Raw genomic sequence first — 20,780 nt, forward strand, 5'->3', positions numbered from 1 at the left:
TTCGCCACATGATTGAAAACGCCTATACATTTAAAACATTCAATTATCATTCTGCAATACAAATCACCATTATTTATAAATTTCTATAAATAGTAAGGAAAGGGATTTTCTAAGTTCTCTTCACTAAAATCTAACTTCTAGCAACTTATTTGTATTTTTGCAGAAATTGCAGTCAGTTGAAAACTAAAAAACCAGATTTTACCCATTTATCCGCCAATCAACCTATAGGAATTTTCGATTCTGGTGTTGGAGGTCTTACGGTTGCGAAAGAGATCAAAAAGTTGCTGCCGAATGAGAATCTGATTTATTTTGGGGACACTAAACATCTGCCCTATGGTGAAAAATCCCGTGAGGCGATTGTAGGTTATTCTACGAAAATAACTAATTTTTTATTGGAGAAAAATTGTAAGGCCATTGTTATTGCTTGTAATTCTGCCACCGCAAATGCATTAAAAGAGGTGTTGGAATTGGTTGATAATAAAGTTCCTGTAATTGATGTTATCAATCCAGTTGCCGAAAAAGTGTCTTACGAGATTCATAATAATGTCGGCGTCATTGCGACCAAAGCAACGGTGAGTTCTGGGTTGTACAAAAAATCAATAAGAAAACATAATAAGTTTATTAAGGTAGATGAACTGGCCACCCCGCTATTAGTTCCGGCTATCGAGGAAGGGTTTAGAAATCACCCTATTACCAATGCTATTATCTATAATTATTTGAGTAATAATAAATTGAAGAATATTGAAACTTTAATTTTAGGATGTACCCATTATCCGCTTTTGCTCAACGAAATTAAACAGTATTATGGAAATAGAGTGAGGGTAATTGATTCCCCAAGTATAGTCGCCAATCAATTGAGGATTATATTGGAAAAGCATCATCTGCTAAATGACGGTAATCAAAAACCGACCTATCAATTTTATCTTTCAGATATTACCAAGAATTTCGAGAAAATTTCTAAGAAATTCTTTGGTAATAGTATTGATTTAGAAATGAAAGTACTTTAAGTCAATTTATGAAGGAAGGTTTTCTTCTTCAGTATCTTCAATCTCTTCAACGGTATTCTCGTTTGGTTTAAAGAATGAAAAGCTTACATTTCCGTATTTTCTGGTATCGGTAATATTGGGGTGTTGCAATTTTGTTCTACTTTGGTGTTCCAGGATAAAGACACCATTATCTTTTAGATAGTTGTTTTTTAAAACCAAAGAAATTAATTCTTCGTACTGAGCTACTTCCATATCGAAAGGGGGATCTGCAACAACTATTTCATAAGATTTTCGGTTTCTGTTTTTCTTTAGATACTCAAAAACATCCGCTCTAATAGCATTTACCTGCGAGTCCATTTCAAGTTCAGTCGCCGTACCGTTGATGAAGCCTGCATGGCGTGCATTCATTTCTACTGAAGTTACATCCTTGCAGCCTCTGGAAGCGAATTCCAGTGAGATGGAGCCTATACCAGCAAACAGATCAAGAACGGAAATCGAACTGTAATCCAGTCGGAATCGGTTTTCAATAATACTGAATAATGCTTCTTTTGCAAAATCGGTCGTTGGTCTTACATCGAAATTTTTTGGAGCGGAAATTCTTTTGGCTTTCCATTGGCCACTGATTATTCTGTACATGTTTATATTGATGGGTGTTAGGTGCTTGATGCGAAATGCACACGAGCGGAGATTTAATTCAATTTATTTCTAAAGGCAATAATATGATTTATTATTTTATAAGCTCACTATATAATTCTAAAAATTGTTCTTCTGTGATATCGTTCTGTATTTTGCTTTGTAAAGACAAGTTACTGCTTCTGCCAAGGTGCGAATAGAATATTCTGGAAATTTTTTATACTCTGGATTGCTTTGTAATATACTTCCCTCGGCGATATTTAGTGCGATGAAATCTGGAGCTCTTCTAATTTGTGACGTAAGATTAAATGCTTCATTTTTTGGAAAATCTGATGAAATCTGAAAAATTTTTTCTCCATAACTCATTGAATCTTGCCAGATAATTTATTTTTTCAAATTTGAAACTCATCCTTTGTATTTTAAATAAAGAGATTCAACCTTTCTCAATAGTGCTTATCAACACCCAATCATCCGACATCCCTCATCTGCCATTTAGAATAAAGTTCTTTTTTGGAATATTATCGTAAACAATTTTTAAGTTTTTTACAAACTTTCTAAGTTCAGAAATAAAAGTTTCATTTTCTGTAGTCTCACCATAGACGAAAAAGTGCGTGTCGGCAATTGCAAAGTCAATTTTACTTATGGTAAACATGATGAAGTATAAAAAATCTACTTCTGAATTGACATCTAAGTTGTTGTAAAGAATTACTTTTTTATGATCCAAAGCAAAGAATTCACACTGTTGATGATACAAATTGATGTGGATTTCTTTCTGGTTTTTAGCCGAAATTTTATTTAAAAACTGTTCGCCCGAAAAATTGAATTTTGTTGGAAGAGATAAGTCTTTAATTAGTAGGTAAAGCGGTTTTGGGAAGGTATAATAAAACTGGATCCCAAATTTTTTGTTTACGGAAAGCATTAATTCTTCCGCATTTTCATCAACAGGAGCGTTAAAAGCGATTAATTCATAACCGACCTCATGGTGTGAAAATCCCTCAGGCATCAGTGTAAAATGGTTCAGGGCAGATATTACCGTAATTTCTTCGTATCTTCTCTGAATTAAAACCTCCTCAATTTTCTCATTTAGAGCATTTTCAGCTGACTCTTCAGTTAAAAAAAATGATCCTTCCAAAGAAACAGTTTTGTTTCTTGATACTTGATATTGAAAACCGTCTTTGGTAAAAAGTAATTTAAGTTGTTCCATCGTTTAGGGCTACAAATTTATTAAAATTAATCGGCTTTTGAAATTTTGCTGTTTTTTAGTTGTTCATGAGGAAAATCATGATTGGATATGGAACAGTTTTCCTATTTTTACAATAGGATTGAAAGATGATTTATTAAAAATTTAAAAGATCTATTTCCTATTCTTAATTTATAATTAAAGTTAGTTTGATATGAAAAATGTAATTGTTGTTTTATTGTTAATGTTTTCCGTAAGTATTTTCGCTCAGAAAAAAATTGAAAATCAAACCGTAGAAGCTGCTTGTGGCATGTGCCAGTTTAAAGTTAAAACTGATAAAGGTTGCGCAATGGCAGTTAAAATTGATGGTAAGATTTATAATGTGGAAGGTTTAGATAAGAAAACCTATGGCGACGCTCACGCTGCAGATGGTTATTGCAAAATAATGAAAAAAGCAATCGTAAATGGAGAAATCAAAAAGGGCAAATTTTATGCAACCAGTTTCAAATACGTTGATTAAATGTAGGTAATAGGCGGTAGGCGGTAGGTAATAGGTTGCAGGTCGTAAAAAAAGATAAGAGTTATTGGAGAAATTAGTTAATTTTCTAACCTCTAACCTCTAACCTCTAACCTCTAACCTCTAACCTCTAACCTCTATCACCTACATCTAACCTCTTACCTAAAAAAAACCATCACGGTACCCGATTGGTGGTGCAGTATTTCTTTATTGTGAAACTCAATATTAGTTTGGCTTTCCAAAACATCGTAGACCATCTGCTGCAAAACACCGTCGCCAATTCCGTGGATGACTTCCAGTTTTTTTAAATGGTTCTGGCGGCAATAGTCAAGCGTTTTTAACAGTTTGTCTTTCTGTATGAATAATCTTTCAAACGAATCTATTTCAGTTGGGTTATTTGTGAATTTCTCAAAGTGCAAATCCAGTATAAAAGGTTGTTTATTATGTTTCTTGGAAACTGGTTTAGAAAGTTCTTCTTTACGAACAGTTTTAATCTTTTCGTAAATCTCAGCTTCTTGCAGGACTACTTCACCTGTAGTGAATTCGTAGGGAAAACCGTGTTCATCTTCGATAATCACTATGTTGTTATTGATGGTGATGATTTTTCCTTTTAAATCATCGTTAACTACCGAAACCAAATCTCCTACTTTCACCTGATGTGTTCTACTGTTTGGCGAAAATAAGGAATTTGGTAGATTTCTAAGAATGAATTGCAAAGCTTCCACGCTCAAAATTTGTCAAAAATGAAAAGAAGGTAAGCTGAAGCTTTTCTAAAAAGGAATCTTAAAGATTTTTTTAGGCTCAAATATTTCTTAAATCTGAATTTATTTGTTCTGATCGCATTGAAATCGTTGCATTGGCATTTTTTGTTGAAATTCAATCCAATCGATAGGTGAGGTTGAGCTTGTCGAAATCTTTACATGGAGTGAATTGGTAATTTAAGCTTTTCAAAAAAGAAGAATAAATGTTCTAGCCCGATTTTTAGTGGAAATCCTTTTTTTTTGTCCTAAAAATAAGAAGCGGAAAAAGATGATAGGAGAAAGCTGGGAAAGTTTTCGAAAGAAACCAATTTTTCAAGATCCCTGAAAACCTTCCGTAACTTCTAAGTTGTTATAATCATAAAAGAATGGTAGAAAAAATCATTTATTCATCTTTCGAATTCTTCTTAAAAAATTCCATAAATTTGAATCTTTAAAATCAAGAATTAAAAAACATCAAATATACACTATGGATCCTATTTTTGACCTTATTGAACAGGAAAGACAAAGACAAACACACGGAATTGAATTAATTGCTTCTGAAAATTTTGTTTCAGAAAATGTAATGAAAGCAGTAGGTAGTGTATTGACCAACAAATATGCGGAAGGTTATCCCGGAAGAAGATATTATGGAGGTTGTGAAGTGGTAGATGAAATTGAAACATTAGCCATCGAAAGAGCAAAAGAATTATTCGGAATCGAATATGCGAATGTTCAGCCGCATTCTGGATCACAAGCCAATGCAGCAGTTTATCTTTCCATTTTAAAACCTGGAGATCAAATTTTAGGACTAGATCTATCGATGGGTGGCCATTTAACCCACGGATCTTTCGTGAATTTCTCCGGAATTCAGTACAACGCAAATTTCTATGGGGTAGATCGCGAAAGTGGTTTGATCGATTATGATGCCATGCGCCAGAAAGCTTTGGAAGTAAAGCCAAAAATGATCATTGCGGGATATTCTGCTTATTCAAGAGATTTGGATTTTAAAAAATTCCGAGAAGTTGCGGATGAAGTTGGTGCTACTTTATGGGCAGATATTGCACATCCAGCTGGATTAACTGCCAAAGGTTTACTTAGTTCTCCTTTCGAACATTGTCATGTAGTAACTACAACTACACATAAAACTTTGCGTGGACCAAGAGGTGGACTGATTATGATGGGTAAAGATTTTGAAAATACGTACGGTCATAAAACTCCAAAAGGCGAAACGAAAATGATGAGTCAGGTTTTAGACAGTTCTGTGTTTCCAGGAATTCAAGGTGGTCCGTTAGAGCACGTGATTGCAGGAAAAGCGGTAGCATTTGCAGAAGCGATTGATCAAAAATTTGAAGTTTATGCAAAACAAGTGGTAGCCAATGCTCGTGCTTTGGCGAAAGCGATGATCACCCAGGGATTTGATATTGTAAGTGGTGGAACAGATAATCACTTGATGTTAGTTGATCTTAGAAATAAAAATGTAAACGGGAAAGAAACGGAGAAAGCTTTGGTGAAAGCCGATATTACCTGTAATAAAAATATGGTTCCATTTGATGATAAATCTGCCTTTACGACGTCGGGTATTCGTTTGGGTACCGCCGCGATCACGACCAGAGGATTAAAAGAAGCAGATATGGAAGTTCTTGCTGGATTAATCAATGACGTAGTCATCAACATTCATGATGAAAACAAAATCGCTGGTGTTCGTAAAAAAGTAAACGAAATGATGGAAGGTAAGGCGTTGTTTAATTATTAAATAAAAAAGTAAAGGTAAAAGGTAAAGGTTTAGTGGGGTTTCAAAACTAAACCTAACCTTAGCTTCCGCCTCTCAATCATTGCTCTACACGGATTTTACTCAGATGCCAGTTTGAAAGAGGTCAATGGATATTGCGGAAAAGTATTTTTTATTTCAGATTCTCTTCCCAAAAAAGAGGATTATGCCCTAACATCGCAAATACGAAGATCAGCGGAGTATTCCCGTTAATATATCTGAAGGATTTGGCAGAGCAGAGAGTAGAGATAAGACGATTTTTTATAAGTATTCCAAAGGCTCGGCGTACAAAACGAAGAACCATTTGGTATATGGTAGGTTGGTAAAATATTTTGAGGAGCAAAAATCTCAATTAATTATTAATAAAATAGAGATTTTGATACATGAACTTAATAAAATTATTAAGACTTTAGAGCATAAACTCCCACCTCCTGCTTAGCCTTAATCTCACCCTCACCATTAACCTTATCCTTAGTTGGAACAAAAAAAATCATATACTTTCCTCGAAATAAAGCAGAAAATGGTGAACTATTGTGTTTACCAGGATCGTTGCCATCAGGAAGTGGAGCAAAAAATGCGTGATTTTTTATTAGTTCCCGAAGCTAAAGATGAGATTCTTCTTTATTTAATGCAGGAAAATTATTTAAATGAAGAGCGCTTCGCCCGAAGTTATATTCGGGGGAAATTTTACATAAAATCATGGGGACGTAATAAAATTCGCAACCATCTGAAATTCAAAGGGGTCCCGGAAAAGTTAATCAATAATTGTTTCGACGAAATTGAGGATGAGGATTATCAAAAAACTTTAAGCAAGTTGTTTCATAACTACTATTCCAAGCTGAGTGGTTTACAAGTCTACCAAAAGCAATCAAAAACAATTAAATACTTATTGGGAAAGGGTTTTGAGTATGAGGAAATCAAAATTGTAATTTCAGAGATCGACTCGTAATCACTTTAGAATTTGTAGAACAGGAGTTAAGTTTACTTTTCCATATCAGTGTTTTTTGTAATTAAAAGTAAATTTTTCACAATTTTAAAAAATCATCGTAAGAAATGAGTAATAATAACGAAATGAATGGGTTATTATTGGAATTAATTTAAGTAATTTGCAAAACAAATTTTTTTTAATCCAATTCCGACTTTGATTATAATTATATGAAAAAAATCAATCTTCTTATAGCCATTTTTTTGATGGTATCACTTAGCGCGCAAGAGTTCAAATACGGGGTTACCGGAAATTTTCACAAAGGGTCTATTGTTGGAGTACATGATGTCTCTAAAGGGGCTTATGGTGGTACTTTGGGGTTTTTCGGACAATGGCCGCTCGTTGAAAATGACGTCTATGATTCTGCGTGGTTATATATTACCCCTCAGCTTGAATATCATATGGGTGGAGAAATTGCCAAAGCAGATCAAGAGCTTTTCGGAATCCAAAGGTACAGTCATGATTATGTAGCGATGGAAGTGTACTTGAAATGGTTTTTCCACAAAGGAAATATGAAAAGAGATTTATTCCTGTTTGCCGGTCCACGCATTGAATATTTAGTTAGACAGGATAAAAAAGTAGATCCAGGTTATGATTTAGCCTATTATCAGTACAATCTTGATAGTACAGTGAAAAAGTTCGGTTACGGAGTTTCTTTTGGTTTAGGACTGAAAGTTTCTCAGCAGGTAGAAGCCTATTTGCGTTATGATCGTGGATTCAGTAAGGTTTATCCGGATAATAATAACAGAAATACCTACAATAGAATGTTAGGGCTTGGATTTAATTTTTATGTGAAGGAGAACTGGTGGTAAAACTCTCATTATTTAGAAGAGTAAGACTTGTAAAAATAAATATTATTTATCATTTTGGTCTACAAAATATATAACATGAAATATTTTTCGGTATTGATAATGATTACGGTCTTGCTGTGTCAGTCCTGTAATCCTAAGAAAAATATTGTTTACTTGTCCAATAACAACTTTGAGCAAGAAATTTCTCAAGCAAAATACCTGGGTCTTCATATACAGGAAGGAGACCGGTTACAGATTTTGGTTTCAGCTTTTGATGAAATTGCGGTCCGTCCTTTTAATAAATCCAGTATGTCCACCACATCTTCGGTTTCGGCTGATAAGAGTGGAGTTTCTGGTTCGTCTGGCAGTCCCAGTGAATATGTTGTCAATTCCGATGGAACCATTTTATTGCCGACTTTGGGGGCGGTGTATTGTAAAGGAATGACTAAGCAACAGTTAAAACAGGATTTAGAAAGCAGGCTCATGAGGTATTTAACAGATCCTATGGTGACCATCAGCCTTACTAATTTTAGTTTTAGTGTGCTTGGTGAGGTCAAAAGCCCGGGGCAAAAGACCAGTACCAATGAAAAACTGAATCTATTTCAGGCAATGGCTTTAGCAGGCGATGTCACCTATGATGGAAATAAAACCAATGTAAAGTTGATTCGCTACTCGGATTCAGAGGCTAAAGATCAGGTTATTTCACTTGATTTATCAGAAGCTTCAATCGTGAACTCCCCGTACTATTATCTGCAACAAAATGATATTCTGTATGTAGAACCTGATCGAAATAAGCAAGTTGCCGTTCATAGCAACTCCAATGTTGATCAGTGGATCAAATATGGAGGGGTAGGTCTCGGTTTACTCACCTTAATCTTAAGTTTAACACGAAAATAAGGTCGATGGAGCTTTTGGAAAATTCTGTAGCTGTGAAAAAAACACAGTCGGTTGATATAAAAAAAGAAGTTTTTAAGTATCTTAAAAAGTGGCCTTGGTTTCTACTAAGTATGGCGGTTTTTTATACAGCTGCGAAGGTTTACTTGCGCTATGCAGAACCCCAGTTTTATACGAAAACATCCCTAAAACTTCGAGAATCTAATGGTAAAAGCACCGCTCTGAGCGATTTGAAAAACTTGGGAATGGGAGTTAGTGGTGATAATGAATTACAAGGAGAAACTACCGTGATTCTTTCTAAGCCTATTTTAGCCTCTGTCGCAAAGAACTTGAATCTGGATGTGAGTTTTTTCGGAGTTGGTACCATTAAAGAAGTGGAATTATACAACGATTCTCCACTTTCCGGTAAAATCTTGAAAATTTCGGATCCAGCCAAATTTAACGGAGCAACTTATACGATCGATCCTGTAGGAAAAAATTCTTTTAAAATTTCGGGAACTAAACAGGTGTACCGCTTTGGTGCACCGATGAAATTCCCTTTTGGAACCGTTCAAATTGATCTGAAATATGGCACAGTGTTAAACACTCCTATGAAGGTTGTTTTTCGATCTGTTAATAATGTAGTAGGTCATCTGGAAAGTATCATTAATGTAACTTTACCCGAAAATAAAGGTTTGCTGATGGATGTTTCTATGGTGGGCCCTGTTCCCCGAAAGTCAGAGGACATCTTAAATGAACTTGGGAAACAGTACATTATCGATGGGATCAACGATAAAAATCAGGAGGCAAAAAGCACCCAGGATTTCATTAATGAGCGTTTAGAGATTATTACGGATGATCTTTCCGGAATTGAAGGCGAGAAAGAAAAATTCAAAAGGAGTAATCAGATTACCAATTTGGAAGCGCAGGCAAATATCTCACTGGGTAATGCAGAAGAAAATACGAAAACTATCCTAAAGCAGTCTACCCAGTTGGATTTAATCAATTCCGTAATTTCTGCCAGTGCAACGGAGCAGTTGCTGCCTACCGGAATGGGACTTCCCTCCGGAGCCGAAACAACAATTACGGAGTATAACAACTTATTATTAACGCGTAACCGGGTTTTAAAACAGGCTACCGGCGAGAATCCCGCCGTGATTGAAATGAACAAACAGATCTCTGTTCTTAAAAATTTATTGAGAAAAAATTTGATTGAAGCCCGCGAGACCATTCAGTTACAGTTAGGCCAGGCGAATGCGCAACTTAATCTTGCTAAAGGAAACATTAGCAAATTTCCTACTCAGGAGAAAATTTTTCGGAGTATCGACCGGCAGCAGACGTTAAAAGAACAGCTTTATTTGTACCTTCTCCAGAAGCGTGAAGAAAATGCAATTACTTTAGCGGTTACCGCACCAAAAGCTAAAATTATAAATCCTGCCTTTACGACCGGAATTGTAAAACCAGATTACAGGCAGATTATTTATGGGTCTTTAGCAGCAGGCTTTTTTCTGCCGTTATTGCTTTTCATTGGTTGGCAGACTTTGGACACGAGAGTTCATACGAAAGAGCATATTCTGTCTCAAGTATCCGATGGTTCTGTCATTGCAGAAATTCCGGTGAATAAAGAAGAGAATGCGATTGTAAAACCTAATGATTTCTCAGTATTTGCAGAGTCCTTCCGGATATTGGGTTCCAATTTAAAATATCTTTTAAAAGCTAAAGAAATTCGGGATGGAGCCGTTATCCTGATTACTTCATCGGTAAAAGGAGAAGGGAAAACGACTATTTCAATGAACACTGCTTTGACGTTAGCGGGAAAGAATAAGGTAATCATTGTAGGAGCAGATATCCGAAACCCTCAGCTACATCGTTTTGTTGAAGGTGAAAATGTAGGATTAACAGATTACTTGGTCTCCGATGAAGACCATCCTGAATCTTATATTATTTCTTCTAAAATTAATGAAAATTTAGACGTCTTCTTTAGTGGAAGAATAGCACCTAATCCCAATGATTTACTGGATATGAATAAGTTCGACCAGTTAATTGATTTCCTAAAGACGAAATATGATTATGTTATTTTAGACACTGCGCCAGTAATGTTGGTGAGTGATACTTTGCATCTGATTGAGAACTCAGACTTGGTGCTATACGTGGTGAAGTCTAACTTTACAGAGAAAGATATGATCCATTTCGCCACAGGTTTCCAAAAAGATAACCGCATCAAAAATATGGCTTTTGTATTGAATGGAGTTAAACCAGAAGATACCCGTTACGGAAAAAAATATGGTTATGGTTATTATTCCTATACGCATGATCAACCTTTAAAATGGTGGGAGCGTATTTTTTAATTCTTTTTTTAGTAATAGTAGATTGTATTAAATTTATCTATAGTCCGCAGTAATTGTAGTTATAATATTTTAGATGGGTGATCCTTTAGTTAGTGTTGTTGTTGTTTCCTACAATCAGGCGCAGTTTATCGTACAGAACTTAGATTCTTTGAAATCCCAAACTTATACTAACTGGGAACTGATTGTTGCTGATGATGCGTCGTTGGACAATTCTGTGATCGTTTTTAAAAATTGGCTACGTGAAAATAATATTTCAGCAAAAGAAATTTTTCATACCAAAAACACGGGTTTAGCAACTGTTTTAAATGAAGCAGTTAAAATTTGTTTAGGGCAATATGTAAAATTTATTGCGGCTGATGATTTCATGCATCCGGAATGTTTAGAAAAGTCAGTGCGTTGTCTAGAAGAGAAAGGGAAGGAATATGGAATGGTATTTACTGATACTTTTTGCGTGGATGAAAACAGCCAACCTTTACCCGATATTGCAGATTATAATAAGTTAGGAAATATTCCACCCGAAGAATTTAAGAAGGAATTAATTGAAGGAAATCGAATTGCTGCATTAACAGTTTTAATGAGAACCTCCGTTGTAAAAGAAACAGGAGAGTATGATTCAAAATTTATTATTGAGGATTATTATCGGTGGCTAAAAATTAGTGCAAAATATTTAATTGCATATATTCCCGAAAAATTAGCATATTATCGATTACACGGAGAAAATATTTCTAAAACAAAAGCAGAAAGAATATCGACAGAATGCCTGATGCTTCAATTAATGTTCGATCACACAGGCATTTTAAAAGATCGTATTAATAATTTTTTTACTGATCATTATATTTTAAAAAAAGATATTTCAAAGGAATTATTGCGACACTATAATAATTATCCATTTGGTATGAAGATATTAAAATTTTCTATCAGTAATAACGTACCTACCTTCGTATTTAAAATAATATATTCTATCTCCCGCAGAATGAATTTGAAATTACGATAACACTCTGAAAATGGATAATGTTTTAATCTCCGTCATCGTTCCCTGTTACAACCAAGCGCAGTATTTGGATGAATGTCTGCAATCGGTGCTCGACCAAACGTATCAGGATTGGGAATGTATTATAGTTAATGATGGTTCACCGGACAACACTGCAGAAGTTGCTAAAAAGTGGTTGGAAAAAGATGTCCGTTTTAAATATTATTATAAAGAGAATGGTGGTTTATCTTCTGCCAGAAATTTTGGCATTGATAAAGCAGAAGGGGAGTGGATTTTACCACTGGATTCTGATGATTACATTTCTAAAGACTATTTAGATTTAGCCAAAAGTCATTTCGTAAACCAAGACCTAAATGTAATTTATTGCGAAGCGCAAAAATTTGGTGCGGTCAATGAGAAATGGGAACTTGAAGAATTTACTTTGACAAAACTTGCATTGGAAAATTTAATTTTTTGTAGTGCGTTTTTTAGGAAAGCTGATTGGAGGAAGGTTAGCGGCTATGATGAGAATTTGGTGCACGGCTTGGAAGATTGGGACTTTTGGATTTCTCTTTTAAAGGATGGTGGAAAAGTTTTAAAGTTGCAAGAAATTTGCTTTTTTTACCGAATTAAGGAGAAGTCGATGTTGCAAGATCTTAAAGAGAGTAAAAGTATTTTTCCGATTATGTACATCGAAAGCAAGCATATAAACTTTTTTCATCAACAACTTGGTACTTTTAATAAAATATCTAAACTAAATAGGCAGCATGAAGAACTAATTGATATTCTTATTCATAAAAGAAAATTTAGCAGATTTGTAAATCAAATTTATTCCTTATTTGAAAGTAAACTTTTTAAATATAAAATGTAGTTCAATCATGTATTCATTTGCGATCGTAATCCCATTCTATAAACTAACTTTCTTCAAAGATACCTTAAGGTCTTTGGCAGAACAGACCGACCAGCGATTTACGGTTTATATCGGCAACGATGCCTCTCCCGAAAATCCTGAGGATTTGTTGAGAGAATTTGCTGGGAAATTTAATTTTGTTTACAAAAGGTTTGAGCAAAATTTGGGTAGCACTTCGTTAACCAAACAGTGGGATCGGTGCATTGAAATGATGACCGACGAAGAATGGTTTATGATTTTGGGTGATGATGATTATTTAAGCAAAAATTATGTAGAGGAATTTTATAAAAGTCTTGAAATTGCTCAGAAAAATTGTATCAATGTAATTAAATTTAATTCTTCTACCGTTGACAAGAATAACAATGTCAGATCAGAGAAAAAAATAGAACCTCTTATCAAATCGACAATCGATCATTTTTTTGATAAATTTCTGACTGAATTTAGAAGTAGTTTATCTGAACATGTTTTTAGAAAATCGGCCTACAATAATTGTGGTTTTTTCGACATGCCTTTAGCGTGGCATTCTGATGACTTAGCATTGTTAGAATTTTCACATTATCGAAATATACTATTTTTAAAAGGTGCAAAATGTTATGTTCGTGTTTCAGCAGAAAGTATAAGTGGCAATCGAGACAAGAACAAAGTACAAATGGAGAAGGCGTCTAAAATGTTTTATGACCGTATCTGTCAAAATTTAGATAAATTTACGACGGATGAAAAGAGAAAATTATTTGGTATTATCCACTGGAATGAAGAAGTAAAAAATATTAAAATAAAAATTCCTAATAAAATTTATGAATTTTACAAATGCTACGGATTTAAGTCTGCTCTAAAAACTTTTCTTACATAATGAAAAAATACTTTTCTCATATTTATTGGATGTTCAGAACCTGGCCTCTACGCTGGGACTTTCCAAGCTATAAAATCATGAGCATTGACTATACAATTGATGATATTATAAAAAATAGAAAAAGTGTTTCAAGGTTCGGTGATGGGGAATTTGTGTTACTATTGAAAGAAGGTGATATTGGTTTTCAAAAGCCAGACCTAGTATTATCCAATAAGATTTTGGAAGTTTTGCATAATAGAAATCCAAAATTTTTAATAGCAATTCCAGATAGTTTATCTTCAACAAATGTTCTTAATCGTTTTTCAAAAGTTTTTTGGTTAACGTTTATTAATACGCATGGTAAAGCCCTTTCAAAAATACTGGATAAAAAATATAGATATGGGAATGCAAATATAACACGGCTTTATGCTACCAGAAAAAATAAATCGAAATCAAAAAAGTATTTTGATAAAATCAAAACTATTTGGGAAAATGAAGATATTTTAATAATTGAGGGAAACCTTTCGCGATTAGGAGTAGGAAATGATTTGTTTGATAATGCAAAATCATTACAAAGAATTTTATGTCCACACAAAAATGCTTTTGATCGATATGATGCTATAAAACAAGCTGTAACAAATTATGGTAAAAATAAATTAGTACTTGTTGCATTAGGACCAACTGCAACGGTGCTATGCTCGGAACTTTCTAATGAAGGTTTATGGGCTGTAGATATTGGGCATATCGATGCGGAATATATGTGGATGTTAATGGGAGTAAAACACAGAATAGCCATTAAAGGAAGACATGTTAATGAATCCAATAATTCCGAAGGATATGAACTAGATTTGGAATTTGCAATACCGTACAATAAATCAATTATCTTAGACTTATCGAAATGAGACCGCCGTTGATTTAAATTAATAGTTTAGTTCAAACTACAGCTTGCAAATTACTGTGACAAATTAAACATTAAGTTAGCATCCTGCGATATTAAGAAAACACTACGTTTTTTAAATTATATATATTAATGAATAGCCCTCTTTTTTCAATTTTAATCGCACAATATAACAACGGAAAATATTTCGAAGACTGTTACAAAAGCATCATTGCTCAAACTTACCAAAACTGGGAAGTGATCATTGTTGATGATGGTTCTACCGATAATTCTGTGGAAGTGATGAAGCAAATGATTGGTAATGATTCCCGCTTTAAAATCGAAATCTTTCCTGAAAACAAAGGATGTGGTTGTAGCAAAAGAAGATGCGCCGAACTTGCAAGCGGTGAGATATGTGCTTTTTTGGATCCAGATGACACAATTACACCTGAAGCACTTTCGGTCATGGTGGCAGAACACGCTAAACATCCTGAAGCATCTGTAATTTATTCTAAGACATTTATTTGTGATGAGTTTTTAAATATTAAAAGTGAGGGGAAATCGAAACAAGTCAAAAATGACAGTCTTTATTTTTATAATTTCGATGGTTTTGTATTTCATTTTTTATCTTACAAAAAGAAATTCTATGATCAAACCGTCGGCATTAATAGTTATTTGCAAAGGGCGGTAGATCAGGATTTGGTATTTCTACTCTATGAAGTGGGTCCTTGTTTCTATGTTGACAAAACACTCTATAAGTACCGCATTCACAACAAAGGTATTTCTACGACGATTAATCAAGATAAAGCCTATTTTTGGTATTGGGTAGCTATCATGGATGCAGCTAAAAGAAGAAATGTCAATATAGAAGAACTTTTTATTGAAAAAGCTTTACAAAGCAGGAGAGAAGCCGCACTGGAAAAAGAGGTTGCTTCTTATAATAAATCTTGGGTTTTTAAAGGATTAAGGAAATTAGGGGTATTTAAAATATAAATTAGTAGGCATGACTAAAATTCTATTTCTCATTCCAACCTTAATGCATGGCGGCGCTGAGAAAGTCCTCGTTAATTTGGTGAATAATTTAGATCCCAATAAGTATGAGATTACTTTGTATTCGATTTTTGATGGGGGCGTAAACAAAGAGTTTTTAAAGAGTCACGTACATTACCGATACAAATTTAAAAAAGTGTTTCGAGGCAATTCGCAAGTCATGAAATTGTTTTCTCCAAAGTTTTTATATCGCTTCTTCATCAAAGAAAACTATAATGTGGTCGTTTCTTTTTTAGAAGGTCCGGCGGCAAGGATAATTTCTGGATGTAATGATCCCAAAACAAAAAAGGTCGCCTGGATCCATTCTGACATGCTCACTCATAATTTAGCGGCAGTAGGTTTTAAAAATTTCGCAGAAGCACAGAAATTATATAACAAATTTGATCTGATTGCAGGTGTTTCTAAAAATGTGGTGGATTCTTTTCAAAAGATCTTTAACTCAAAGGTATTCGTTCAGGTTTTATATAATGTGAATGAAACTGAAAATATTCAAAAACTTGGGACTGAAAAGATAGTCTACAACTTTTCGGAAAATATAATCAAGATATGTTCTGTTGGAAAAATAACAGGTAACAAAGGATTCGACCGTTTATTAGAAGCGCATCACCGATTATTATCTGCGGGATTAATCCATCAGATTTATATTCTCGGAATCGGCGAAGATCAAATTCCGTTGAAAAAAAGAATAAAAGAACTGGGTGTCGAGCAAAGTTTTACATTATTGGGCTTTCACAAAAACCCTTATCAATATATGAGCAAATGTGATCTCTACGTGTGCAGTTCCCATAGAGAAGGATTCAGCACGTCCGTTACAGAAGCTTTGATCTTAGGTGTACCTGTAATTTCTACAGAGGTTTCTGGTGCGAAAGAATTGTTGGGCAAAAATAACGAGTATGGTATCGTCACAGAAAACACTACGGAAGGAATTTATCAGGGATTACAATTACTTTTAGGAAACCCACAAAAACTATCCCATTATAAAATACAAGCCGAACTGCGCGGGAAAGAGTTTTCCAAAGAAAAAACCGTTATAGCAGTCGAACAATTATTTGATTCCATGCTACATGAATAATTTGATCAGTGTCATTATCCCGGTCTTTAACAGTGCCCAATATCTGGAAAGATGTCTGGATTCGGTTATTTCCCAAACGCACCGAAATTTAGAGATCATTATTGTTAATGATGGTTCCGAAGATCGTTCCGCAGGAATAATTGAACAATTTTCCGTACGAGATCAAAGAATTATTGCAATTCACCAGGAAAACCAGGGTGTTTCTGCTGCCAGAAACGCAGGTTTAGCCATTGCAAACGGGGATTATATCGGTTTTGTAGATGCAGATGATGAGATTTACGCTGACATGTATGAATTTCTAAGTCATAATTTAGAAAAATATGAAGCCGATATTTCCCACTGTGGCTTTGAATTGGTGAAAGAGGATGAAACAATAAAATTTCATGATACAGGAATTGTTTTAGTGCAGAATAAAATTGAAGCGCTGAAAGAATTACTTGCAGGCGATAGAGTAGAACCGAGTACCTGCAATAATTTATTTAAAAGGGAAATCCTGAAAAAGATACGTTTCGCAGTAGGTGTTAAAATTAATGAAGATCTTCTTTTTAATATTGAAGCGTTCAATAACGCACAAAAAACTGTTTTTGAAGATGTCGTAAAATACAAATACCACCATAATCCAGTTTCTGCTTCGCACTCATCTAAAATACTTTTTATTCAAGAAGAAGTTTATAAAGCAGCCCAAAAAATCAGATTGCTTTTGCAGGATGCGGAGATGAAAGAAGCCGTTGAAAAATTCTATGTTACCAAATTGCTGACCATTTTAAAATCCTTAAAAAAGCATCACTTATTTAGGTCAGAAATGTCCCTAAAACTTCGTTCAGAATTAAAAAATAATTCCACGAGAAATCTGGGTCTGCGAGTTTCCCTTTTAAAAAACTTATTGGTTTACTTCCCCTTTTTCTACAATCCTTTTATCTATTTTTACAATCTCTTTTTTGCGAAGAATCAGAAGTGGAAATAAAGGGGTGATCTGACTACGTATTAAACAAATAGAACTATGAGATTTGATCAAGGTAAAGTATATATTGACCCCTCCAGCAATATCATTTATTCCTCTTATTATATAAAAGGTCTCTATGAAGTTTTTGGTAAAAAAAATGTTTCGTTTTCTACCTGTTATTTCGAATCTTTAAATAAAAGAAAAGACGACTATTCATATGATGCCTACATGGCTCTAGTGATCGTAAGTAAAGGGAAGAAAAACAAAGTAATTATTGATTTTGGTGATGATTATCCCATCCGGGAAAATGCATATGAATGGTGTGATGTTTATGCGAAAATCAATTATGATCCAAAACGAACACGGCCTTACTTTAAAGAAAAAATCCATTCCATACCGCCAAGTTTTGGCATCAAGATCTGGAATGTTTCAAAAGCCATATATTATTGCGTCTCAAACCTCATCAAACTAAAATTTAATCCTCAAATTTCTTTGAAAAATTACTTTCGCTCTTATTTAAGCCAAATTAAACAATTGCGGTTGGAAAGTTTTTTACCAAATCACAAGGAAAAATCTGTACAGGAAAAATCTGTGTTTTTTATTGCCAGTTTATGGCCGCATGCAAATTGTCTCACAGGAACCAATAGGTATCGGAAAATGTATATTGACAGTTGCTTAAAAAATGGGGTGCATTTTGAAGGTGGTTTTTGGGTGACAGATACCGGTCATCCGCAGTTTAAGGAATTTAAACAATTAACTTTTACTAGAAGATATCCTTTGCGGGAATTTATTGAGAAAACTAAAAAGTCACTTTTCGTCTTTAATACTCCAGCAGTTCACCACTGTCATGGCTGGAAATTAGGACAGTTTTTAGCCATGAATAAAGCGATTATTTCTACTCCTTTCCAAAACGTCCTTCCCGTTGATTTGGAACATGGTAAAAATATTCATTTCGTCAAAAATGAACATGATATTGCGGCGGCGATTGAGAAGTTGGTGCATGATGAGGAATACCGCACAAAATTGGAAGAAGGAGCTCAAAAATATTATTTAAAATATGCGGAACCGGCGGCAGTCATTTCACATATAAATCAGAAATTAAAATTAAATTCTGCTCATGAATGATAAAATAAGTATTATTGTTCCGGTCTATAATGTGGAAAAATACCTTCCGCAATGTATGGATAGCATCATTTTTCAAACCTATCAAAATTTAGAAATTATTTTGGTGGATGACGGTTCTACAGATTCCTGCCCCCAAATTTGTGATGATTATGCTTTAAAGGATGAGCGAGTAAGAGTAATTCATCAGAAAAATACCGGCGTTGCCGTAGCCCGAAATATGGGCCTAGGAATTTTAACTGGTGATTTTGTCGCCTTTGTAGATCCAGATGACATTCTTGCTCCTCATTTTTATGAAAATATGTTACGATGTCTCATCGAAAATAATGCCGATATTGTGGAATGTGACTTCATTAATTTTACAAGTGAAATAGACATAACTCTTGACTTATCGAGTGTTGCAATTAGAGAAAAGATTTATGACGCAGAAAAAGCACTGGAACTTTTGATGAAAGAAGAAATAAAGCAAATGCCATGGAATAAATTATTAACAGCAGAAATATGCAAAGGTGTTTTGTTTCCAGCAGGTAAAAAGCATGAAGATGATTTTTGGGCTTACCAAATTTTTGGAAACGCCAAAAAAATCATCAAGCGAGACGAAATTCTGTATTTTTACCGACAGCATAATGAAAGCAATATGGGAAGGCAATACAATTTGACCAGGTTAGATGGTTTATCAGCGATAGAAAATAGAATAGAATATATACAAAACCATTTCCCTAATTTAGAAACTTTAGCAATTAATAAATTTTGTTTTGGCTCTTTATGGCATTATCAGCAAATTGAAAATAACCCTGAATTAGATCCGCAGATGATTTGTCGAAGCAAAATTTTAGAAGATGTGAAGGGATATAATAAATGGTCACTTATTAAACAATGGAAATTGAAGGAAATATTCTGGTACCAGTTTTTTATAAATGCACCAAATATTTGCATCGGATTTAGAAATCTCATTAATAAAGGCAAATGAAAGCTTATCTATATTAATTTTTCTAGTTTACCGCTCGTTTTGATTTATAATATGGAGTTCTAGATTCATTCAAAATAGGAAAAAGTAATGTTAGAAACAGTTCTAAATAATTTTATTGTAAAACTCAACAACTACCCACACTTCAAAAAAAGTTTGGTGAAACTAATCGACTTTTTATTCGAATTCCGAAAAGTGACCGTAGGAAATCTCACGCGAAATCCAGCTTATATCTGTCATATACTGCGTTCAAAAGTAATTGCAAAACCTGGAACGCTTTCCTTTGGAGCTGTTTTTAACCCTGGGGTTTTAATCGTAGATAATCAAGTCATATTGTTGGCAAAAGCTCAGAAGATTCCTTGGTTTAAAACACAGGGCAAAAAACGTGAATTGTATTTGCAGGGAAATCCAGTCTTGATGACCCTTGATAAAAATACGATGCAGGTTCTGGAAGAAAATGTTATTACTAAAATTCTGGATTTCCCACAAGAAATAGACTGGGCAATTGAGGATACCCGACTTTTTTATTGGAAAGGTCAAAAGATGATCAATCATAGTTTAGTGATAAAAGGAGTATTAAATGGTAGCCTTAATCAGACCTCCGTACTTTCTTCCTTATCAGTTTTAGATGAAAAAGAAAAAACTTTTCGTTTTTGTGCGTTACCAAAATTAGATTTCCCCCTTCAGAATTTTGAAAAAAACTGGGTCTACAAAGAATCCCGTAGTGAATTGTTTTTATTTTATTCGATCCATCCTTTTCGGGTCTTAAAACTGGAAAATGAACAAACTCTGCAGTTTAAAACTATTGTTAATCAGCAATCATTTTCGAAGCTTTCTGATCCTGGTGGTTTTGGCACCATGGTTTCTTTTAGTACCAACCCTATTGATTTCGATGAAAAGTATTGGCTGTTAATTATTCATCAAATAAAAAATAAAATTTCAGGAAGATGTTATTATCATTGGGCGCTTTTAATCAACAAAGAAACTTTATTACCAGAAAATATAACTTCAAGACCTATTTTTTCAGGAATGGGAGCGCGTGGCAGAACTCCTGGCATTCGGTATATTTCTTCCATTTTAAAAGTGGAGGATGAGATTTTATTTTTCGCTGGAGAAGGAGATGTGTATATTACGGTGACCAAAAAGAAAATAGTAGACATAGAAGCGATGTTTGTCGGATTATAGCGGAAGGATCGCCTCTTTATCATTATAAAAGAAG

General features: G+C 34.2%; 22 protein-coding genes. 18 read left to right on the forward strand and 4 right to left on the reverse strand.

Annotated elements, in window-relative coordinates:
• The first annotated feature begins 176 nt into the window (after window positions 1-176).
• Window positions 177-1,007, forward strand: coding sequence for a glutamate racemase (gene murI / locus FNJ88_RS09690; protein ID WP_143852924.1), 831 nt, complete (start codon window positions 177-179; stop codon window positions 1,005-1,007).
• A 6-nt stretch (window positions 1,008-1,013) separates the two neighbouring features.
• Here the strand turns inward: murI and FNJ88_RS09695 are convergent, their stop codons facing one another.
• The 3 genes from FNJ88_RS09695 to FNJ88_RS09705 all read right to left on the reverse strand — a co-directional run bounded on the left by FNJ88_RS09695 (window position 1,014) and on the right by FNJ88_RS09705 (window position 2,823).
• Window positions 1,014-1,622 carry an RsmD family RNA methyltransferase gene (locus tag FNJ88_RS09695; RefSeq protein WP_143852925.1) on the reverse strand — a complete coding sequence of 203 codons (609 nt, stop codon included), beginning with the start codon at window positions 1,620-1,622 and terminating at the stop codon, window positions 1,014-1,016.
• 117 nt (window positions 1,623-1,739) lie between these two features.
• On the reverse strand, window positions 1,740-1,985 hold the full coding sequence (locus FNJ88_RS09700) for a four helix bundle protein (RefSeq protein WP_228414513.1): 246 nt from the start codon (window positions 1,983-1,985) through the stop codon (window positions 1,740-1,742).
• A 115-nt stretch (window positions 1,986-2,100) separates the two neighbouring features.
• The gene (locus FNJ88_RS09705) at window positions 2,101-2,823 is read right to left on the reverse strand and encodes a DUF3822 family protein (RefSeq protein WP_143852926.1); all 723 of its coding nucleotides are present in this window, start codon (window positions 2,821-2,823) and stop codon (window positions 2,101-2,103) included.
• Between the two features lie 190 nt (window positions 2,824-3,013).
• Between FNJ88_RS09705 and FNJ88_RS09710 the strand changes: the two genes are divergently transcribed.
• Window positions 3,014-3,319: a DUF6370 family protein gene (locus FNJ88_RS09710; RefSeq protein WP_228414514.1), complete on the forward strand. Its 306-nt coding sequence runs from the start codon at window positions 3,014-3,016 to the stop codon at window positions 3,317-3,319.
• Window positions 3,320-3,474: 155 nt separating this feature from the next.
• Here FNJ88_RS09710 and FNJ88_RS09715 read toward each other — a convergent pair whose 3' ends face one another.
• Window positions 3,475-4,041: a Smr/MutS family protein gene (locus tag FNJ88_RS09715; protein WP_228414515.1), complete on the reverse strand. Its 567-nt coding sequence runs from the start codon at window positions 4,039-4,041 to the stop codon at window positions 3,475-3,477.
• Window positions 4,042-4,543: 502 nt separating this feature from the next.
• Between FNJ88_RS09715 and glyA the strand changes: the two genes are divergently transcribed.
• The 16 genes from glyA (at window position 4,544) to FNJ88_RS09795 (ending at window position 20,746) form a co-directional block, all read left to right on the forward strand.
• On the forward strand, window positions 4,544-5,809 hold the full coding sequence (gene glyA, locus FNJ88_RS09720; protein ID WP_143852927.1) for a serine hydroxymethyltransferase: 1,266 nt from the start codon (window positions 4,544-4,546) through the stop codon (window positions 5,807-5,809).
• 271 nt (window positions 5,810-6,080) lie between these two features.
• Window positions 6,081-6,263: a hypothetical protein gene (locus tag FNJ88_RS14635; RefSeq protein WP_410495267.1), complete on the forward strand. Its 183-nt coding sequence runs from the start codon at window positions 6,081-6,083 to the stop codon at window positions 6,261-6,263.
• 81 nt (window positions 6,264-6,344) lie between these two features.
• Window positions 6,345-6,773 carry a regulatory protein RecX gene (locus tag FNJ88_RS09730; protein WP_143852928.1) on the forward strand — a complete coding sequence of 143 codons (429 nt, stop codon included), beginning with the start codon at window positions 6,345-6,347 and terminating at the stop codon, window positions 6,771-6,773.
• A gap of 206 nt (window positions 6,774-6,979) precedes the next feature.
• Window positions 6,980-7,621: an outer membrane beta-barrel protein gene (locus FNJ88_RS09735; protein WP_143852929.1), complete on the forward strand. Its 642-nt coding sequence runs from the start codon at window positions 6,980-6,982 to the stop codon at window positions 7,619-7,621.
• A gap of 75 nt (window positions 7,622-7,696) precedes the next feature.
• The gene (locus tag FNJ88_RS09740; RefSeq protein ID WP_143852930.1) at window positions 7,697-8,497 is read left to right on the forward strand and encodes a polysaccharide biosynthesis/export family protein; all 801 of its coding nucleotides are present in this window, start codon (window positions 7,697-7,699) and stop codon (window positions 8,495-8,497) included.
• 5 nt (window positions 8,498-8,502) lie between these two features.
• Window positions 8,503-10,821: a GumC family protein gene (locus FNJ88_RS09745; RefSeq protein WP_143852931.1), complete on the forward strand. Its 2,319-nt coding sequence runs from the start codon at window positions 8,503-8,505 to the stop codon at window positions 10,819-10,821.
• Window positions 10,822-10,894: 73 nt separating this feature from the next.
• On the forward strand, window positions 10,895-11,815 hold the full coding sequence (locus FNJ88_RS09750; RefSeq protein WP_143852932.1) for a glycosyltransferase family 2 protein: 921 nt from the start codon (window positions 10,895-10,897) through the stop codon (window positions 11,813-11,815).
• A 10-nt stretch (window positions 11,816-11,825) separates the two neighbouring features.
• On the forward strand, window positions 11,826-12,662 hold the full coding sequence (locus FNJ88_RS09755) for a glycosyltransferase family 2 protein (RefSeq protein WP_143852933.1): 837 nt from the start codon (window positions 11,826-11,828) through the stop codon (window positions 12,660-12,662).
• A 7-nt stretch (window positions 12,663-12,669) separates the two neighbouring features.
• On the forward strand, window positions 12,670-13,551 hold the full coding sequence (locus tag FNJ88_RS09760; protein WP_143852934.1) for a glycosyltransferase: 882 nt from the start codon (window positions 12,670-12,672) through the stop codon (window positions 13,549-13,551).
• Entirely contained in the window at window positions 13,551-14,432 is an 882-nt protein-coding gene (locus tag FNJ88_RS09765) for a GT-D fold domain-containing glycosyltransferase (RefSeq protein WP_143852935.1), read from the forward strand. The genes FNJ88_RS09760 and FNJ88_RS09765 overlap by 1 nt, the downstream gene beginning before the upstream one ends.
• Before the next feature lie 128 nt (window positions 14,433-14,560).
• Complete coding sequence (locus FNJ88_RS09770; RefSeq protein ID WP_143852936.1) at window positions 14,561-15,400, forward strand: glycosyltransferase; 840 nt, start codon at window positions 14,561-14,563, stop codon at window positions 15,398-15,400.
• Between the two features lie 10 nt (window positions 15,401-15,410).
• Window positions 15,411-16,529: a glycosyltransferase gene (locus FNJ88_RS09775; protein ID WP_143852937.1), complete on the forward strand. Its 1,119-nt coding sequence runs from the start codon at window positions 15,411-15,413 to the stop codon at window positions 16,527-16,529.
• Complete coding sequence (locus FNJ88_RS09780; protein ID WP_143852938.1) at window positions 16,522-17,493, forward strand: glycosyltransferase; 972 nt, start codon at window positions 16,522-16,524, stop codon at window positions 17,491-17,493. The genes FNJ88_RS09775 and FNJ88_RS09780 overlap by 8 nt, the downstream gene beginning before the upstream one ends.
• A gap of 36 nt (window positions 17,494-17,529) precedes the next feature.
• Window positions 17,530-18,597, forward strand: coding sequence for a hypothetical protein (locus FNJ88_RS09785; protein ID WP_143852939.1), 1,068 nt, complete (start codon window positions 17,530-17,532; stop codon window positions 18,595-18,597).
• Entirely contained in the window at window positions 18,590-19,564 is a 975-nt protein-coding gene (locus tag FNJ88_RS09790) for a glycosyltransferase (RefSeq protein ID WP_143852940.1), read from the forward strand. The genes FNJ88_RS09785 and FNJ88_RS09790 overlap by 8 nt, the downstream gene beginning before the upstream one ends.
• A gap of 87 nt (window positions 19,565-19,651) precedes the next feature.
• The gene (locus tag FNJ88_RS09795; protein ID WP_143852941.1) at window positions 19,652-20,746 is read left to right on the forward strand and encodes a hypothetical protein; all 1,095 of its coding nucleotides are present in this window, start codon (window positions 19,652-19,654) and stop codon (window positions 20,744-20,746) included.
• The last annotated feature ends 34 nt before the right edge of the window (window positions 20,747-20,780 follow it).

The organism is Chryseobacterium sp. SNU WT5, assembly GCF_007362475.1.
GTDB lineage: Bacteria > Bacteroidota > Bacteroidia > Flavobacteriales > Weeksellaceae > Kaistella.

Excerpts from the sequence above, each read along its gene's own strand:
- FNJ88_RS09695 (WP_143852925.1), bottom strand. The coding sequence starts at position 1,622 with ATGTACAGAATAATCAGTGGCCAATGGAAAGCCAAAAGAATTTCCGCT.
- FNJ88_RS09700 (WP_228414513.1), bottom strand. The coding sequence starts at position 1,985 with ATGAGTTATGGAGAAAAAATTTTTCAGATTTCATCAGATTTTCCAAAA.
- FNJ88_RS09705 (WP_143852926.1), bottom strand. The coding sequence starts at position 2,823 with ATGGAACAACTTAAATTACTTTTTACCAAAGACGGTTTTCAATATCAA.
- FNJ88_RS09710 (WP_228414514.1), top strand. The coding sequence starts at position 3,014 with ATGAAAAATGTAATTGTTGTTTTATTGTTAATGTTTTCCGTAAGTATT.
- glyA (WP_143852927.1), top strand. The coding sequence starts at position 4,544 with ATGGATCCTATTTTTGACCTTATTGAACAGGAAAGACAAAGACAAACA.
- FNJ88_RS09730 (WP_143852928.1), top strand. The coding sequence starts at position 6,345 with ATGGTGAACTATTGTGTTTACCAGGATCGTTGCCATCAGGAAGTGGAG.
- FNJ88_RS09735 (WP_143852929.1), top strand. The coding sequence starts at position 6,980 with ATGAAAAAAATCAATCTTCTTATAGCCATTTTTTTGATGGTATCACTT.
- FNJ88_RS09740 (WP_143852930.1), top strand. The coding sequence starts at position 7,697 with ATGAAATATTTTTCGGTATTGATAATGATTACGGTCTTGCTGTGTCAG.
- FNJ88_RS09745 (WP_143852931.1), top strand. The coding sequence starts at position 8,503 with ATGGAGCTTTTGGAAAATTCTGTAGCTGTGAAAAAAACACAGTCGGTT.
- FNJ88_RS09750 (WP_143852932.1), top strand. The coding sequence starts at position 10,895 with ATGGGTGATCCTTTAGTTAGTGTTGTTGTTGTTTCCTACAATCAGGCG.
- FNJ88_RS09755 (WP_143852933.1), top strand. The coding sequence starts at position 11,826 with ATGGATAATGTTTTAATCTCCGTCATCGTTCCCTGTTACAACCAAGCG.
- FNJ88_RS09760 (WP_143852934.1), top strand. The coding sequence starts at position 12,670 with ATGTATTCATTTGCGATCGTAATCCCATTCTATAAACTAACTTTCTTC.
- FNJ88_RS09765 (WP_143852935.1), top strand. The coding sequence starts at position 13,551 with ATGAAAAAATACTTTTCTCATATTTATTGGATGTTCAGAACCTGGCCT.
- FNJ88_RS09770 (WP_143852936.1), top strand. The coding sequence starts at position 14,561 with ATGAATAGCCCTCTTTTTTCAATTTTAATCGCACAATATAACAACGGA.
- FNJ88_RS09775 (WP_143852937.1), top strand. The coding sequence starts at position 15,411 with ATGACTAAAATTCTATTTCTCATTCCAACCTTAATGCATGGCGGCGCT.
- FNJ88_RS09780 (WP_143852938.1), top strand. The coding sequence starts at position 16,522 with ATGAATAATTTGATCAGTGTCATTATCCCGGTCTTTAACAGTGCCCAA.
- FNJ88_RS09785 (WP_143852939.1), top strand. The coding sequence starts at position 17,530 with ATGAGATTTGATCAAGGTAAAGTATATATTGACCCCTCCAGCAATATC.
- FNJ88_RS09790 (WP_143852940.1), top strand. The coding sequence starts at position 18,590 with ATGAATGATAAAATAAGTATTATTGTTCCGGTCTATAATGTGGAAAAA.
- FNJ88_RS09795 (WP_143852941.1), top strand. The coding sequence starts at position 19,652 with ATGTTAGAAACAGTTCTAAATAATTTTATTGTAAAACTCAACAACTAC.